The sequence below is a fragment of the Candidatus Methanogranum gryphiswaldense genome (assembly GCA_019262145.1).
GTDB classification, from domain to species: domain Archaea; phylum Thermoplasmatota; class Thermoplasmata; order Methanomassiliicoccales; family Methanomethylophilaceae; genus Methanogranum; species Methanogranum gryphiswaldense.
The window spans coordinates 1244154-1260003 of the sequence record CP076745.1 but is presented as its reverse complement, the minus strand read 5'-3'; the positions used below and the strand labels follow the sequence as shown (position 1 = coordinate 1260003).

Annotated in this window: 18 protein-coding genes; 11 read left to right on the top strand and 7 right to left on the bottom strand. The window is 39.6% G+C overall.

What is annotated here, in order from left to right; genetic code table 11:
• Window positions 1–71: 71 nt before the first annotated feature.
• The 3 genes from KRP56_06390 to KRP56_06380 all read left to right on the top strand — a co-directional run bounded on the left by KRP56_06390 (window position 72) and on the right by KRP56_06380 (window position 2371).
• Entirely contained in the window at window positions 72–944 is an 873-nt protein-coding gene (locus tag KRP56_06390) for a hypothetical protein (GenBank protein UAL07449.1), read from the top strand.
• 164 nt (window positions 945–1108) lie between these two features.
• Entirely contained in the window at window positions 1109–1990 is an 882-nt protein-coding gene (locus tag KRP56_06385) for a hypothetical protein (GenBank protein ID UAL07448.1), read from the top strand.
• A gap of 27 nt (window positions 1991–2017) precedes the next feature.
• Window positions 2018–2371, top strand: coding sequence for a hypothetical protein (locus tag KRP56_06380; protein UAL07447.1), 354 nt, complete (start codon window positions 2018–2020; stop codon window positions 2369–2371).
• Between the two features lie 891 nt (window positions 2372–3262).
• On the opposite strand, the gene KRP56_06375 is transcribed toward KRP56_06380, so the two are convergent.
• From KRP56_06375 to KRP56_06360, 4 genes are all read right to left on the bottom strand, one after another.
• Window positions 3263–3778 (bottom strand): hypothetical protein, encoded by a 516-nt coding sequence (locus tag KRP56_06375; GenBank protein ID UAL07446.1) that lies wholly within the window; start codon window positions 3776–3778, stop codon window positions 3263–3265.
• 75 nt (window positions 3779–3853) lie between these two features.
• A complete protein-coding gene (locus tag KRP56_06370; GenBank protein UAL07445.1) occupies window positions 3854–4051 on the bottom strand; it encodes a hypothetical protein in 198 nt (65 codons plus the stop codon).
• Window positions 4052–4150: 99 nt separating this feature from the next.
• The gene (locus KRP56_06365; GenBank protein ID UAL07444.1) at window positions 4151–4471 is read right to left on the bottom strand and encodes a P-II family nitrogen regulator; all 321 of its coding nucleotides are present in this window, start codon (window positions 4469–4471) and stop codon (window positions 4151–4153) included.
• Window positions 4472–4481: 10 nt separating this feature from the next.
• Complete coding sequence (locus KRP56_06360; GenBank protein UAL07443.1) at window positions 4482–5849, bottom strand: ammonium transporter; 1368 nt, start codon at window positions 5847–5849, stop codon at window positions 4482–4484.
• Window positions 5850–6291: 442 nt separating this feature from the next.
• Here KRP56_06360 and KRP56_06355 point away from each other — a divergent pair, with 442 nt between their 5' ends.
• Both KRP56_06355 and KRP56_06350 read left to right on the top strand, forming a co-directional pair.
• Complete coding sequence (locus KRP56_06355) at window positions 6292–6435, top strand: rubredoxin (GenBank protein UAL07442.1); 144 nt, start codon at window positions 6292–6294, stop codon at window positions 6433–6435.
• 137 nt (window positions 6436–6572) lie between these two features.
• Window positions 6573–7118: a nitroreductase family protein gene (locus KRP56_06350; protein UAL07441.1), complete on the top strand. Its 546-nt coding sequence runs from the start codon at window positions 6573–6575 to the stop codon at window positions 7116–7118.
• Between the two features lie 75 nt (window positions 7119–7193).
• Here the strand turns inward: KRP56_06350 and KRP56_06345 are convergent, their stop codons facing one another.
• Window positions 7194–7979 (bottom strand): ZIP family metal transporter, encoded by a 786-nt coding sequence (locus tag KRP56_06345; GenBank protein UAL07440.1) that lies wholly within the window; start codon window positions 7977–7979, stop codon window positions 7194–7196.
• Window positions 7980–8085: 106 nt separating this feature from the next.
• Between KRP56_06345 and KRP56_06340 the strand changes: the two genes are divergently transcribed.
• The 3 genes from KRP56_06340 (at window position 8086) to KRP56_06330 (ending at window position 11175) form a co-directional block, all read left to right on the top strand.
• Window positions 8086–8454, top strand: coding sequence for a CopG family transcriptional regulator (locus KRP56_06340; GenBank protein ID UAL08490.1), 369 nt, complete (start codon window positions 8086–8088; stop codon window positions 8452–8454).
• Between the two features lie 162 nt (window positions 8455–8616).
• Window positions 8617–9789 carry a hypothetical protein gene (locus KRP56_06335; protein UAL07439.1) on the top strand — a complete coding sequence of 391 codons (1173 nt, stop codon included), beginning with the start codon at window positions 8617–8619 and terminating at the stop codon, window positions 9787–9789.
• A gap of 108 nt (window positions 9790–9897) precedes the next feature.
• Entirely contained in the window at window positions 9898–11175 is a 1278-nt protein-coding gene (locus tag KRP56_06330; GenBank protein UAL07438.1) for a cation:proton antiporter, read from the top strand.
• Between the two features lie 17 nt (window positions 11176–11192).
• On the opposite strand, the gene KRP56_06325 is transcribed toward KRP56_06330, so the two are convergent.
• Window positions 11193–11954: an ABC transporter ATP-binding protein gene (locus tag KRP56_06325; protein ID UAL07437.1), complete on the bottom strand. Its 762-nt coding sequence runs from the start codon at window positions 11952–11954 to the stop codon at window positions 11193–11195.
• A gap of 95 nt (window positions 11955–12049) precedes the next feature.
• On the opposite strand from KRP56_06325, the gene KRP56_06320 reads away from it, so the two are divergent.
• The 3 genes from KRP56_06320 to KRP56_06310 are packed head-to-tail and all read left to right on the top strand — an operon-like array spanning window position 12050 to window position 15440.
• Window positions 12050–13465, top strand: coding sequence for a hypothetical protein (locus KRP56_06320; GenBank protein ID UAL07436.1), 1416 nt, complete (start codon window positions 12050–12052; stop codon window positions 13463–13465).
• 47 nt (window positions 13466–13512) lie between these two features.
• Window positions 13513–14607: an iron ABC transporter permease gene (locus KRP56_06315; GenBank protein ID UAL07435.1), complete on the top strand. Its 1095-nt coding sequence runs from the start codon at window positions 13513–13515 to the stop codon at window positions 14605–14607.
• On the top strand, window positions 14607–15440 hold the full coding sequence (locus tag KRP56_06310; protein UAL07434.1) for a class I SAM-dependent methyltransferase: 834 nt from the start codon (window positions 14607–14609) through the stop codon (window positions 15438–15440). Before KRP56_06315 ends, KRP56_06310 begins: the two co-directional genes overlap by 1 nt.
• 159 nt (window positions 15441–15599) lie before the next feature.
• Here KRP56_06310 and KRP56_06305 read toward each other — a convergent pair whose 3' ends face one another.
• Complete coding sequence (locus KRP56_06305; protein ID UAL07433.1) at window positions 15600–15767, bottom strand: preprotein translocase subunit Sec61beta; 168 nt, start codon at window positions 15765–15767, stop codon at window positions 15600–15602.
• Window positions 15768–15850: the final 83 nt, after the last annotated feature.

The following is a 15850-nucleotide window of genomic DNA, read 5'->3' as shown; positions in this document are numbered from 1 at the left end:
AATAATTTTTAGTTTTAATTTTCATATATTTCTTTAATATAATGGAATAATGATTTTCGCACAGTGTTAAAATGAGTTCAATAAAAAATAGCGATCAAAAAATCAAAAAGAAAAAATGTTTCGTTATCTCTACAATAGGTAAAGAAGATTCAAAAGAAAGGATGCATGCAGATAAATTTTTGAAATATATTGCAAAGTCAATAGAAGAGGAATATGCTGTTAAAAGGGCAGATGAGTACTCTTTTTCAGGAGAAATAAAAGAAAAAATAATACGTGAGATTTATGAATCTGATCTAATAATAGCTGATTTAACTTTTGATAATCCGAATGTATATTATGAATTGGCATTCGCGCATACAATAAATAAGCCAACTATTGTTTTTAAAACAAAGAAGACAGAAATGTATTTTGATACTAAAGACATGAAAATTATTTCATATGATGATACTTTCGATTATGGAAACATAGATGAAATTAGAACAGAATTAATTGAAATAATAAAAACTAACAAATATGACAATCCAATAAAAAATTCACTAGGTCTTATAGAATTAGATAAGATTGTAAATAAAAGTATTGAACAGAATAAAGGATCTGAACTTTCTATGGTTTTAGAAATGTTAAAAACAATGAATGATAAAATAGAAAGTATGGATGATGTAATAGGTGATAAAAAATCAAAAAAATTGGATTCTGATTTATATGATATGAATATAAAATTAAAGCAATCTAAATTAGTTGACACTGACAATATGATGATAGATAGTTTAATAGAAATGATATACGAAGAATCAGATGGTATTGATAAAGTATTAAAAATTTTAGATGCGTTAGATGCTGGAATGAGCATATATATGTTTGTTGAATTGATGGATAAATTAGATATAAACAAGATAAAAAAATCTGATTATGATAAATTAAAAAATTATGTTTATAGAAAATAAGGGCTTTGCCCTTTTCCAATAGGCTCTTCTGACGAAGAACACCGAGTATATCCCAGATCAATAATCGAAGGAGGCAGTTACCCAAAAAAAGCAATTGGTCAGAAATGACCCATACCTGACCAATTTATTAAATAGAAAACATTCAAATTTCCATTAGTGAAATTATGAAAAATGAAAAAACAATAGTTCCATATGATAGTCAAAGTAAAGATAAAAAATGTTTTGTGATTTCGCCAATAGAAAAAGCAGACTCAGAAGTAAGAATACATGCAGATAAATTTTTTAATTACATAGCGAAATCAATAGAATCGAAAGGCTATGAAGTAAATAGATCCGATACCATTGAACATTCAGGACAAATAACTGATTTAATTGTAAAATCCATTTATGAAGCAGACATCATTATTGCAGATTTAACATATAATAATCCAAATGTGTATTATGAGCTAGCTTTTGCACACGCTTTAAGAAAAAATACCATATTGTTCAAGTCAGATAATACGCCAATTCCTTTTGACAATATGAATATGATAACCACACATTACGATCATAATTTTGAATTTGGTAGTATAGAGAAAACAAAAGATATACTATTTGAAAAAATAAAAAATGATGATTATAGTAATCCGATAATAAGTGGATTGAATAGATTAAAAATAGACTTGAATAAAGATTTTGAAAAAACTACTAGTTCTTCAGACTCTATCACTAAAGATATCCTGTATGAACTATTGAATAAAATGGATGAGTTAGAAAGGTCTGTTAATTATGTTGAAAAACAACGTGAAGAAATGATTAAAAATAAGATTTCTAGGGATAATCGTAATCGTAATTTAATTGAATTAGAATGTTTTGAAAAATCATCTGAATTAAAATATATGATTAATATCTTAGAATTGGAAAAAGATCAGTTAATTTTAATTAAAAATAAAGAAGAAGATAAAACAAGAATTCAATTACTAAATGAATGGATTAATAATATGGATCTGAATATTAGACACTATAAAGAAATATTAAAAAGAAATGAAATTAAAAATCAAATCTGACCTCCTTTATATGAACCGAGAGATAAAATGAGCATTCCAGGAATCAATGTCAATAGTATTACAATCGAGTTCACTTTACCTGCGGCGATATTGGCCTTCGGAATAGCAGGATATATGTTGGACTTTTTTGGTCTAGGGCTGGCAATGGCACTTTTCTTTGCTGCGCCTTTCCTTTATCTTATTCTTAACGGCAAATCGATTCCAATGATGATAATTGGAACCATAGTATCAGGTTTAGTAATCTCCGCTGTATTTGCGGAGATCAAGGAACCTGGAATAAATTTAAGGGTTTTCAATGAGGTTGTATTGCCGATAATATTGTTATCATTCGCAGTCGTGATCATATCCATCGTAATAAAATTCTGTGTAGAACGTATATGAGGTATACATATAGTATCGATAATACACAAATCATGTATGTTATATAACAAAATGCTACAAAAGCAGTGTAAACGGAAAAGATGAATTCATTTCCTAAATACATAATAATTCCAACAATCATAATAGAAAACAGAAACAAAAATTTGTATTCGTGACCTTTTTTTTGTATAATATCCAAATATACAATATGACTATAAAACTCAAAGTTGCTGATATTATAGAATATAATGTTGCATTTATCAGATCTTCATAACAATACGATCTACAAACTGTCACAATCAATAATAGAATTTGACAGCACATTATCATAAAAAGCACTGATTCATTTAGTCTGACTTCATTCAAATTCTTCTTGATATTTCCCTTTGATTTTTCTTTATCAATAAATTTCATTTTTACAAACTTCCTTTGTTTTTATTCGTTTTTAACTGTTGAATTGATACTCGGGCCTCCGTCGTAGATAAGCATTCAATAAATCCCTTAAGTCAAATTACATTCATAAAAATATGATAATTTTGGGATTATTGGACGGAAATTGGATAGTAATATCTGCAATCATACAATCGTAAAAGATCCAAACCTTTCAATAAAATTTAAAAAAAATATTAACAACAAAATTAGATAATAATAAAGAATATAGGGATCAGAATATTATGAAGTCGCTTGAGCATATGAGTATTAGAGAACTTGCTTTCTTTGTTACAATAATGTCAATTGTATGGATCGCAGCAATGTTATTTTTCGGAGTAATAGAAGATGCTGACATTTACTCAATAATAATCGTATTAGTCATATTGGCTTGCCATGTTCGGTACAGCATATATAGTTAGAAAAAATCGGAATAATATAGAATAAAAATGAAATACAAGGGCGACTGCCCCGTTGTTTGTTTTAGGTCTCAGAGGTTTCCTTAGAAAGATTTACGCTTTCTGTTATTTCTGAACATAGGTCTGCCCATTCACAAAGACGGAATGTTGATTCACCGTTGTCCACTCCTTCGATGCCATAACATTTTATTGTTCCTGTAACAGGATTTTGATAGTATCCCATAAAATCAGTATCTTCACAGTACGATACGGATCTACCTAGATACGGAGACTTGAACACATCTGGTCCGTTAAATGAGATTATGGGTGAACCATTGTCTATTGCAATTTTCAATTTTGCATAAAACTCAGCATCTGCCGATACATTTTCTCCTAGGAGAATTATTCCACCCTCTTTCACATTATCAAAATCACTTGCATTATTTACAGTGGTGATTTCATCTTCATAGCATCCCATGGACTCATAGGGAGATACATACTGTTCATCAGAATCTGATGTCATCATGATAACAGAGAATGCCGCTGTTATTGTAACTGCAATCAATGTAATAGCTACGACCATTGTGCTATTTTTAACCATTTCATTACCAATTGCAAATACAATTTACATATTATATATAATCTTTGAATTAATTAAAATATTTAACATTTGAAATCAATTTTTAGACCAATGCATTTGTCCTTTTCTCCAGTAATAGATACCGAGTATCAGATAAACTGTACCAGAACCTATTATTACACCTAGTGTAGGATCCAGACCATGTTCTAATAATTGCCAGATACATATCAAAATAAATAAAATCCCGCATATGATATAAATTTCCAATGATCTTTTTCCATCTACTTCTTTCATTTTCTCATCTTTCTGTATGATTATTGATAAGAAAGCGTGTTATTGTGTGGTAAATATATCTTACGGGTAAGAAGTTTATTAAAAAGTTTGAGATCCAGATCAATTCACGTCATGCACCTTGTAGGATTCTTCGACATTGACGATGAATATCCTCCCGTCACCGATATTGCCTGTGGCAGCGGAGCTTTTGATCGTATCGATCACCGTCTGTTTCTGATCGTCCTCAACAACGATCTCCAGCTTGATCTTCTCGATCTCATCTACGCATACCCTCTCGACCCTGTTGGTGAAATAAAGACCGCCCTGGGACCCTCTACCGCGGACCGAGGTCATGGTCAGGCCGTTAACGCCCGCCTCCTTAAGAGCATCCTTGATATCCTGCACCTTTTCCGGACGTACTATGGCGATTATCATTTTCATCTTTGTCACCTCAGTTGTATGCGGACTCTCCGTGTTCCACGATATCTGCTCCGACCTGCTGTTCCTCGTCAGACAGGGTCGCGCTCTTACCAGCGGACTTGAAGACCTTCGATATCACGGTCATCAGGATGTATGATACTATGAAACAATAGATGAACGTTCCACCTACCGCAAGGAGCTGACCTCCGATGAGGGCGAAACCTCCGCCATAGAGCAGACCGGCAACACCGTCACCCACTCCGCCCCATCCGTGGACAGCCAAAAATCCTGTAAGTACCGCTCCGACGATACCTCCTACTCCGTGAAGTCCGAAGACATCGAGCGCATCGTCCACACCAGATCTCTTTCTCATGAAGAGTATTGCGAAATAGCAGATTATAGGTGTGATTATTCCGATGGCGATCGCTCCGGTGGTATCGACGAATCCACAGGCAGGTGTTATTCCAACCAATCCCGCTAGCATACCAGTACACAGTCCGGTCGCATTGACGCGTCCTGTGTGGAGAACCTGGATGACCGCCCATGTAATCATACCGACGAAGCCGCTGATCAATGTTACCAGAACGACATTTATCAGGGTGAGGTTGAACGCAAGGCCGGATCCGCCGTTGAATCCAAGCCATCCGAGAAGGACCAAGGCCGCTCCGATATACATGAACGGAATGTTGTGAGGTCTGTCCTTCACGATCCTCTTACTGCGTCTGCCGACGACAATGGCGATAGCAAGGCCAGATACTCCTGAGCATATGTGAACCACTGTACCTCCGGCGTAATCGAGGACAGGCCATCCGAAGATATCCTCTATTCCTGTCGAAAGCAGGCCTCCTCCCCAGACCATGTGCGTCATCGGTGCGTATATGAAGACGCACCAAAGGGCGAGGTATATCATGAGAGGTATGAACTTGACCCTCTCAGCGACTGCACCCAGAACGATGATGGCAGTCACAAGTGCGAATAAACCTTGGAAAATAAGGAATAATGCTCCGGGTATTGTTCCCCACGGAGTAAATGCACTGACGCCATCCATGAAGAAGTACGCGGTACCTCCTATTATACCAAAGAAATCACCGTTGTTCCATGAGCCATCGAATGCGAATGAGAATCCGAACATTACCCAAAACAGAAATACGATGGCCATTGCGAAAGTACATTGTGTGATGATCGACGTCATGCTCTGCTTCCTTAGCATTCCTCCGTAGAACAATGCCAAAGCTGGCGCCATTATCAGCACAAGTAGACTGGCGATAAGGATCCATATAGTGTCCATGGTATCCATACCATAGTCTTCCAACGATTCTGCCGCTACCGAAGGCACTAGAATTGTCGCGATCGCAAGGACTATGAATGCCACTATAGCGATCTTTATACTCGTTTTCATTTTCTTCCCCCATTTGTATTAAAGATGTAATACTAATTAGACAAATGTCTAGTATTATATTTATCTTTGTATCAATTGATATAACAAGTAGGAGTTATTGTGAACAAATGAATGTAAAATTTAAGTTAAAGACCAGTATTTTGGATCTAGGTGAATTTAACAACAGAATTTTGCTGGTATGACCACATTTTTTATATAATATTTTTTAAATAATGTCATATTTGTACGAAAGGTTTTTAAACCATACCCGAACAATCGTATAAAATTGAGAAAAAGTATTGAATCTATTGTATTCGATGCGATCTCAAAATTTGTAAATTTGGAGAGATCTGATCAATTTATATTTGTTTAATGATATGGAATACGGATCTGTTTGAGATGAAATTTATTTTTTTACACTCATCTCATTAAAAATATATTCTCTGTTCTTAATATCCTGTCCATGAAGTATATCTGTTCATTCTGTGGCCACATTTACGATGACGATAAGGAAGAGGTTTCTTTCGATCAACTTCCTGATGATTGGACCTGCCCGATGTGTGGAGTACCCAAGTCGGCATTCTTACCATATCGTACATTGTGTTAAACAAAAAGTAAGGAAAGGGAGTTTCCTATTTGAAAAATTATTTTTAACAATCAGAGTGGCGCGTATTGGAATTGGTCCATTGAAATTTGGGTAGTTGTAATATCTTTGAATATCATGTTCATATGGGAGACAAAAACTTGGACCTAGTTGAATGCATCGAGGCTCGGAAGAGTGTAAGGGGATTTACCGATGAAGATGTACCGAACGATTTCATCATCGAACTTGTTCGTCTCGGGAATCTAGCGCCATCGGCCGGTAATTTTCAGGCAAGGGATTTCATCATTGTGAAGAATAAGGATTCCATATCAAAGATCACTGAAGCTTCGGTCGAGTTTACCAGGGAAATGGCCGGTAATCATCAAGAGTTCATAAGAAATGCTCCTGTCATCATTGTTTGTTGTGCAAATTTTGAAAAGATAACCAAATATCAAAAAAGAGGGATCGAGCTATATTGCATCCAGGATGTGGCTGCCGCTGTAGAGAACATGCTACTTTGCATCGTAAATTCAGGGTATGCTTCATGCTGGATCGGTGGATTCGATGAAGTAGCGGTCTCAAAGATATTGGATATACCTTCACACATCAGACCAGTTGCGATGCTTCCGATAGGATTACCGACCAAAGATGGACGTCAAAGAACAAGGATCGACACAAAGGAAATAATGCATTTTGAAAAATGGTAAGATACAAATTGGCATCTTATAGAACATTATCTTCAATTAAAATAAGGAAAATGGGGCATCGCCCCGTTGATTTTTTTAGAAGTCTACGCCCGCCATCGTTGCGAATATGACCACAGCAATTACCACGGCGATACCGATCATCATTAGTCCTAGCGACTCGAGGTCGTATTTCTTCCTGTGGAATGCCTCGGGTATTATGTCGCACACAGTGACGAACATGAATATACCTGCGGATATTGCCAGGGCGATACCGGTCCATTCTAGGCTGATCCCGTCAAGGAATATGTATGATGCCACTGCTGCCAAAGGAGTTATGAAACAGAATGTGGTGAGGTATTTCTTTGCCTGTTTCTTCTTGTTGGACATGAGGAAGGTTGATGAAAGTGAGAACACTTCCACGACCTTGTGGATGCACATCGCAATGATCACCATGCCTCCGATCTCGGTCCCTATGACGAATGCCGAGGCGATGGCCAGACCGTCGAAGCAGGCGTGTATCGACAGTCCAATGAATGCGGACATGGATGTTATATCATGTGAATGTAGGTCCATGCAGGTTTCGCATGCACATTCGGTCTTGTAGTAGTGTTTCAGGATTATATCTGAGATGAATACCGCTACGAATCCAGCCATCAAAGAGTACATTATGGTCTGGGCAGAATAACCTGAGTCGAGGCTTTCCTCTATCGCTTCAGGCATTAGTATGAGGAAGAGAACACCTGTGAAAATACCTGCGCTGAATGCGATCAGCAAGTGTGCCTGCTTATCGCTGATCTTGATCATCAGGGGCAGCAAAGCTGCCACGAGAGATACGATGAGTATCGCTACAATGAATATGGCGAATGTGACCGTTTGCTCCATAGCGGTCCCAACATTAAGAAGTTAATAAATTTTACTGTAAAATTATTAATATCTTGAATGTTTAACCTTTCCTGTTAATAAGGTGATGTTTTTGGCAGTTGTAAGTATTTCTTTGAACGATGAGAACATCCAGGCATTGGATGATATTCAGAAGGTTTTTGGATTGGCAGGAAGAAGTGAAGCTGTCCGTACTGCCATCAATGCTGCCAAGATCGAGATGCAGGATCTCAAAGGTATGTCCGGGGTCGTGGAAGGGGTATTGATAATCGTGAGAAGGGATCATGCCGATCCTTGGATGAACGTCATCCAATCCAGATATGTATCGGATATCAAGACGCAGTTGCATTCTCATTTGAGGGATAGCAAGTGTCTTGAGGTCATGGTGATATCAAGTGATTCCGGAAGATTGTCTGCAATGATTACAGAGATACACGCTCAAGGTAAAGCGGATTATGTAAAATTCGTTCGCAGTTGAAAAATTGTATCTTTAGATACATATCATTTTAGTAAATGTTTTTTTATAGACACTTTGTGTGATTATGATATTACAACAGACACATTTTTACATTTATTAGTTAAGCTCAAACCGTGACTTTTAATAATAGGTAATGCCTATGTATCTTTTGGATGGGATAGCATGAGTGGTAGCTCAGGCAAGAATGGAGTTGGCCTCGGGAGGGGCATATTCAGGAAGGTACTCGGTGCAGATCGCAGTACCGACAGGGCAGCGGCTGAGAAGCAGGCCGTTTTTGACAGTACGAACGACGATGATGGATTTAGGGCAATACCGATGCATAACGCAGCGGACCCTGGGATCATGGAACTCAATAAGGAAGGCTTCGTGATCTATAATCTTCCGGAAGATAACGATATTTTTGTATCGCGCCCCGGAGACAAGGCATTTTTCGAAGAGGATGAGCCCATACTGATCAAGGTCAGTACAGAGGACTTTGGAATCTCCGATATCGATGTTAATAGGGCTGTCAAGCAGCCCGAGGTTTTCGAAGAGACTGTCAATGTAGGTCTCAGACCAGAGCAGTTCTTCGTTCACGCAATGCCAAGACAGGCCTTCGACGATATAGATTTCAATGAGGTCATCGTCAAGCAGCACAATGAAGAGGAAGCGGAAGCACCTCTTGCAGATTTGGGTGCAAAGGAAGAATTCGTGGACACTGGTATGACCAATGTCTCGAAGCCTGAAGAGCAGAAGGCAATGACCTGCGATGGTGCGGTCGCCGAGCCGATATGCATGCACACAATTAATTTCACAGACGAGGCTGACATCGTGGAGGAGGTCGAGGAGTCAACCGACAAGGGAGACTTCAGAATGGATACTCAGGGCCTTCACATCGAGGGAGCCAAGAATATCAATTCCGCCGAGTCCGAGGACAAGGTCGAGTACAGCACATCTTTCTCAGGAGAGATATTCAAGGACCTTGCGGTCACATCGGAGGCACAGGAGAGGCCTGCAACACAGCTTTATTCAGAGGTCCCTGCGGACCCAGTAGCTGATATTACGGTCGAGATCCCCACAGTCGAGTCCAGGTCCAAGATCGTGGAGGTATATGATGTCAAGGATATCGTCGCTGATGTCCTGAAGCTCACACTTCCCGAATTGAACGAGGACGAGATGATCGTTTCCGATCTTCCTGCCGATATCGAGAGGAACATCCCAGAGGATGGACTCGAGAGCTTCGATGCAAAGTTCAACCTTCGTATGGTTAAGGTTGCACCGGTAAGTTCCGTTGCGATGGATTTCGGAAGGAAGAAGATCCAGACCATTGGATCTTCACTTAATTTCACTTTCTGAGGGATTTTCCCTCAGTTTTTATTTTTTTATTTACTCTGGCCTATTAAGAATTATTGTTCTTTTTTAATAAAATGAAGTTTTTATAAGAGGCCGACATTATTGGCCAATATGGACATAGGCCCAATCCTCATAATGTTGGTCGTGCTATTGATTTTGGCACGTATCGGCTCTAGGATATTCGCGAGATTCGGGACGCCCGGACTTATCGGTGAGATAATAATTGGTGTGGTCATCGCGAATCTTACGATCGGTGATTGGTCGTTCTTGTCCATGCTCGATATCCAGATGGATCCTGCGAATGAGAATTATGAGGTGCTGGAGCTTTTTGCTGAGCTGGGTGTCATATTCCTACTTTTCTCTGTTGGATTGGAGACAAGGGTCAGTGATCTGATGTCCGTTGGAAAGGCCGCCATGTTGGTGGCCACACTTGGAGTCATAGTCCCGTTCATTCTGGGATTTGCCGTCATCGAAGTAACAGGTGATGGTCTTAACGCGGCACTGTTCATGGCGGCTGCGATGGTCGCTACGAGTGTAGGTATAACTGCTCGTGTCATCAAGGACATGAAACTCATAGATACCAAGGAAGCTAGGATCATAATAGGTGCCGCGGTGATAGATGATATTCTTGGCATGATCGTATTGGCTGTTGTAATTGGCATGTCGTCCGGTACAGGCGGCGGTATCGACATAGGCAATGTAATACTCGTGTCCGCGATGGCAGTAGCGTTCGTTCTGCTCACGATAGCTGCAGCCAAGTTCATTGTACCCAAGGTCTATGATTATTTCAAGGCCAGATCAGAAAATAGATTGAAGAAGACTGGAGAAGCGCATTCTACAGTGAATAAATTGATCCTGGCCTTGGTAACATGTCTTTTCTTTGCATGGATAGCGGATTCAATAGGTCTTGCAGCAATAATTGGTGCATTCTTGGGAGGCATGCTATTAGCAGATCACGCCTGGGAATGGGAACTTGAGAGTAAGGTGGAGTCGATAATGACACTTTTCCTATCGTTCTTCTTCTTGAATGTCGGTATGCAGATCGACATTTCTGAGTGTGCAAGTTGGACGGTCATAGGTCTTGCGATAGTGATCATACTCCTCGCAGTGGTGTCTAAGTACATTGGTTGTGGATTGGGAGCAAGATTGGGTGATAAGACCTTGGATAAGACCTCTATTAATATCATAGGAGTCGGAATGATCCCCAGAGGAGAGGTTGGTATCATAGTCGCAGCATATGGTCTTCAACATGGTGTGTTAAGCAATGATCTGTATGCTGTCGTGATAGTAATGGCCGTGGCGACGACAATAATAGCGCCTCCGCTGTTATCCAAGGCATTCAGGAAGAAGTATCCAGAAGAATACAAGATCACACTGGACGATGTGTAAACTACTTTAGATCATTCTTACATTATAAGAACGCGCGGGCGGTCGTATTTGTCGTCTATGATAGCATCTACTTCGTAAACGGTCTTAATATTCTTGGGGTTGAGGACCAGTCTTGTGGGTCCTGCGGCCATAATATTGCCGTTATGTAACAGTACTACTTTGTCGCAGAATCTCATGGCAAGGTCCAGGTCATGTATTATTGCGCACGCGCCCACCTTTTTTTGATGTACCAGATCATGTATGGTTCTCATGACCTCTATCTGATATTTCACATCAAGGTTACTTGTAGGTTCGTCAAGGAGCAGTATTTTGGCCTCTTGTGCTATGGCCCTTGCCATAAGAACCCTTTGTGCCTGACCGCTGCTAAGTGTTCCGAAATCAGCATCAGCGAGATTCTTTACATCCATATCATTCATCGCGTTCCATGCGATATCTTTATCTTTGTCACCGAATTCCCATACTATGTGGGGTCTGCGACCCATTAAGACGACCTCAAATACAGTAGGCCCATTCTTTTCTGATATGGCGTTTTGAGGGACATACCCTAAATTTTTTGCCACATCTTTGCGAGGCATCTTCTTGATCTCATCCGAATCCAATGTAATTGAACCCTGTTGAGGTGTGAGAATTCCGTTTATGCAACGAAGCATGGTTGTTTTTCCAGATCCGTTAGGTCCCAATATGCCCAATATCTCGGATGGATGAAGTTCCATGTTCACATTCTGTAAGATAGGCACGCTACCATAACTGAATTCCACGCCGTCCATCTTCAGATGCATATTGGAGTAATACAAAAAATGAATTTAATAATTTTTGGTGTTACGAATATAATAAAAGGTATGTATTAAATAGAATAATTTCTTTGCAGTTAACCATGGATAAAAAAATAATAGTGGTCATTATTGCCGTTATCCTCGTCGTATCTGGAGCGGGAATTTATCTTGTCTTGAAAAACGATGATAACAATAGTATCAATCTGGATGTAGATTTGGAAGTTTATGGTAACGCAGATAAGGACTGGGACATTGATGAGGATGATGCAGTTCTTGTAGAGGAGTATGTTGCCGCGGTCAAAAATAACAATCAGACTAAGATTATTGAGCTAGAATCTGAGATCAACCTTTCATTTGCAGATGCAAACAATGACGGTTTTGTTGATAGTATCGATGTTGAACAGATCAAAGCCATATCAAATGGTACAGAAGAAAAGATCTGGTTCCTTGATGGTGTTGGAAATGTGCGCAGTGTTGAAACTGATATTTCTAGGATAGGGTGTGAATATTATCAGTGCACAGAACTTTGTCTGATTCTGGGTCTTGCGGACAGTATCGTTGCTGTGGATAACGCACCTTACATGTACAAGGACTTTTATTTTACAACAGAGCAGCAGAGTAACATTACTAATATGGTTAACATGAACACGCCCGATTATGATTTTGTGAACACCTTGGATCTTGATGTTCTTTTGATATTTTCCAGTACAGCGAGTTATGAGGCAAAGCAAGATAAGATCATCGACTGTGATGTTCTCTATCTGGGACTTTATAATCCTGATCTCACGAACACTGCCAACTCTAGTTTTGTTCAGGGAGTTTTAAAGGCAGGATATATCTTTGGAGCCGTGGATCGTGCAGAGGGATATGTAGATTGGATACTGGATTATAGAGACAGACTTTTAGAGATATCTAATTCTATACCAGAAGATGAAAAGCCCGTGGTAGGCATATCCAACTACAGTGGAAATTCTGGATACTTCCAGGTTGAAACAGACACAACAATGGTACTGTATAAGGATAATGATCCCTTGGGGCAGGCAATCGCTCTTGCAGGAGGAAAGAACATAGTGTCGCTTATTGATACGACTGAATTCTTATCAAGTTCGACATATTCTGTGAAGGTACAGATCGATGCGGTTCTCAATGATGATCCTGACGTTTATGTGGACTATTTCTTTTTGCATATGGTTAAACACACATACAGTGCGTTGTCATATTCTACAACCCCTGAACATGGGTATTTGGCGGACGATTATACAGAGATTGAAGCAGCTACCGAGGATGCTAGCAGTCGTTCATTGCTTACAGACGAGGTCATATCTCTTATTGCAGGAGATTTCAGGAATGGATGTACCGGGGGAGTATTGCTTGCAGCATATATGGGAAACATAATCAATTCTGAATATTACTCAAGCATAGACCCGATTGCAATGCATAACGAGTATGTCCAATGGATGGGCATCGAAGATTACGATGTTGCTACTAGTGGAGTATTCATTTACACCGCAGAATGATTAAAAACATGGGGGGTTTCCCCCCTTTTATTTAATGGTAGATCTAAATGAATTTTAAGTTCGGTTCTAAATTGTTCGGGTCGAAAGAGAACGATCTGGATAAAGAAACTGTACGCAGATCACGTTCAAAACGTATCAGTTATATTTTGATAATTACTGTTTTGGTATTGGTCCTTTCTGCATATTCAATCACTATAAGTTCTACAACGATAACACCTATTCAGGTCTATGAGGCACTTATAAATCAGATATTCCCAGGTCTTTTTGATATACCTTGGAAGACCGAGCAGATAGTAATGAAAGTGTATGCGCCTAGGGTTTTGATGGCGCTCATCGTGGGAGGAATTCTAGCGGTCGGGGGGTGTATCGTGCAGACGATATTGAAGAATCCACTGGCCACACCTTACACGTTGGGAGTATCTTCAAGTGCTGCATTCGGTGCTGGAATGGCCATAATATTTGGCATAACTGCGGTTGCTGGAACATTTGGCACGATGCTAAATGCATTCTTGTTCTCACTCATTCCGGCCGCCATAATACTACTTGCTTCTGCACGCAGGAACATGATGGCAACGACGATGATACTTGTTGGGATATCGATATCGTATCTTTTCAGTGCTGCAAATACGATAATGCAGTACTTTGGTAGTGCGGATGCAGTAAAACAGGCTATGTTCTGGGCAGTAGGCGATCTTAACAATGCGACATTGAGTCAGGTTCCTTATGTGGCTGTAACATTGTGCATAACTGTTGCGTTGGCAGCATGGTTGATTAAAGATATAGACATAATGAGGATGGGAGATGAGACGGCCACAGCGTTGGGTGTCAATGTCAAAAGGACGCGTACAGCAGCCATTGTACTGGCATGTTTCTCGACTGCGATCGCTGTCAGTTTTGTTGGAGCAATAGGATTCATCTGTCTTCTTGCACCGCAGATATCAAGGATATTCGTAGGAGGTAACCTTCGTTATCTGCTTCCAGCATCTCTTGTTACTGGATCATTACTACTGGTAATTGCGGACATAATCGCCAAGGACCTGCTAAATCCAATAATACTTCCTGTCGGAGCGATTACTGCTTTGATCGGTGCACCGATACTAATATATCTCTTGTTACGTAACAAGAACACCGTGGTGAGTTGATGGATTACGATGATGTTCCAGTGTGCATGGAATGGAGACTTGAGAGAGAAAAACATCCTTTTTTTGGAGAATCATTTTCCGAGGATAGGGTTCTTTCTTGTTGGGACCGTTCTGCAGAGAAATATACAGGCGATAATTATTCTAACATCCGTTCATCCATAATAGAAGACCTTTTAAAAATGGGCATATTGAACGATAAGCACATCGTATTGGATATCGGTTGCGGCCCCGGTCTCTTCGCATTGCCTTTTGCAGAGTGCGTCAAGAAGGTGTACTGTGTCGATAGCAGTATACCAATGATAGACAGACTAGTATCCAATATGGGTAAGAGAAGTGTCGAAAATATAGAGGTCAGGCACTCCACATGGGAAAGTTTGGAGCCCATTGATGATGTGGATGTGGCTTTTACATCGTTGTGTCCTCCCCTTAATGATCCGATATCAATACTAAGGCTGGAAAAATTTGCATCCAAGTATTGTGTGTACATATCCTCATCCAATGATGATAAAGGTATGAATCTTGAGATCTGGAATAGGTTAGGGAAAAAATATTCTTTCAGAGGGTATGATACGAAGTATCCTTACGAGTTTTTGAAATCACAAGGTCGTGAACCTGAGTTGAGATTTTATTCAGAGATATTGAAAAATGAGCAAACCGTGGAAAATGCAATATCTTCGGAATTGGCCAAGATATCTCAATATAGATCAATATGTCCTGAGATCGAAAACATTGTTACAGATGTGGTCATGTCTTATCAGAGTAATGGGCATGTAAACACAGAACAGGAAATGAGGATGGGAATGCTAATATGGAAGCCTACGAGGGCTTCATGATATCAGATCGATAAGAATTTCTTGATATCAAAATGGTCAGGCCATTTGTGAACATCTCTTTCCTATATTATTTGACTTATAATAGTGGATACAAGGCCAAGCCTGAAGATGGAAATGAAAATGAATGATTCGTTCCGCAATGCGGGATACCTAGCAGGATCAGTTCATTGGCAGGAATACGGACAAAAGAAGAATAAATATCGAGAATCCAATGGCTATTCCGATGACGGTCTTCGGGCCGATCCTAATACCTTTGTCGTCCTCTGTATCGAAGTATCTCATCAATCCGGCAGATGATGCGAACGAGCTGTCGTTTTTCTTGGCCATTACTTGTCTTAAATAATGACAGCATATAAAAACCTACCGTGGGTTTAGAGCACAGACATCTTTTCTTTATCGTTGATCTATTT

Excerpts from the sequence above, each read along its gene's own strand:
- KRP56_06390 (UAL07449.1), top strand. The coding sequence starts at position 72 with ATGAGTTCAATAAAAAATAGCGATCAAAAAATCAAAAAGAAAAAATGT.
- KRP56_06385 (UAL07448.1), top strand. The coding sequence starts at position 1,109 with ATGAAAAATGAAAAAACAATAGTTCCATATGATAGTCAAAGTAAAGAT.
- KRP56_06380 (UAL07447.1), top strand. The coding sequence starts at position 2,018 with ATGAGCATTCCAGGAATCAATGTCAATAGTATTACAATCGAGTTCACT.
- KRP56_06375 (UAL07446.1), bottom strand. The coding sequence starts at position 3,778 with ATGGTTAAAAATAGCACAATGGTCGTAGCTATTACATTGATTGCAGTT.
- KRP56_06370 (UAL07445.1), bottom strand. The coding sequence starts at position 4,051 with ATGAAAGAAGTAGATGGAAAAAGATCATTGGAAATTTATATCATATGC.
- KRP56_06365 (UAL07444.1), bottom strand. The coding sequence starts at position 4,471 with ATGAAAATGATAATCGCCATAGTACGTCCGGAAAAGGTGCAGGATATC.
- KRP56_06360 (UAL07443.1), bottom strand. The coding sequence starts at position 5,849 with ATGAAAACGAGTATAAAGATCGCTATAGTGGCATTCATAGTCCTTGCG.
- KRP56_06355 (UAL07442.1), top strand. The coding sequence starts at position 6,292 with ATGAAGTATATCTGTTCATTCTGTGGCCACATTTACGATGACGATAAG.
- KRP56_06345 (UAL07440.1), bottom strand. The coding sequence starts at position 7,979 with ATGGAGCAAACGGTCACATTCGCCATATTCATTGTAGCGATACTCATC.
- KRP56_06335 (UAL07439.1), top strand. The coding sequence starts at position 8,617 with ATGAGTGGTAGCTCAGGCAAGAATGGAGTTGGCCTCGGGAGGGGCATA.
- KRP56_06330 (UAL07438.1), top strand. The coding sequence starts at position 9,898 with ATGGACATAGGCCCAATCCTCATAATGTTGGTCGTGCTATTGATTTTG.
- KRP56_06325 (UAL07437.1), bottom strand. The coding sequence starts at position 11,954 with ATGCATCTGAAGATGGACGGCGTGGAATTCAGTTATGGTAGCGTGCCT.
- KRP56_06320 (UAL07436.1), top strand. The coding sequence starts at position 12,050 with ATGGATAAAAAAATAATAGTGGTCATTATTGCCGTTATCCTCGTCGTA.
- KRP56_06315 (UAL07435.1), top strand. The coding sequence starts at position 13,513 with ATGAATTTTAAGTTCGGTTCTAAATTGTTCGGGTCGAAAGAGAACGAT.
- KRP56_06310 (UAL07434.1), top strand. The coding sequence starts at position 14,607 with ATGGATTACGATGATGTTCCAGTGTGCATGGAATGGAGACTTGAGAGA.
- KRP56_06305 (UAL07433.1), bottom strand. The coding sequence starts at position 15,767 with ATGGCCAAGAAAAACGACAGCTCGTTCGCATCATCTGCCGGATTGATG.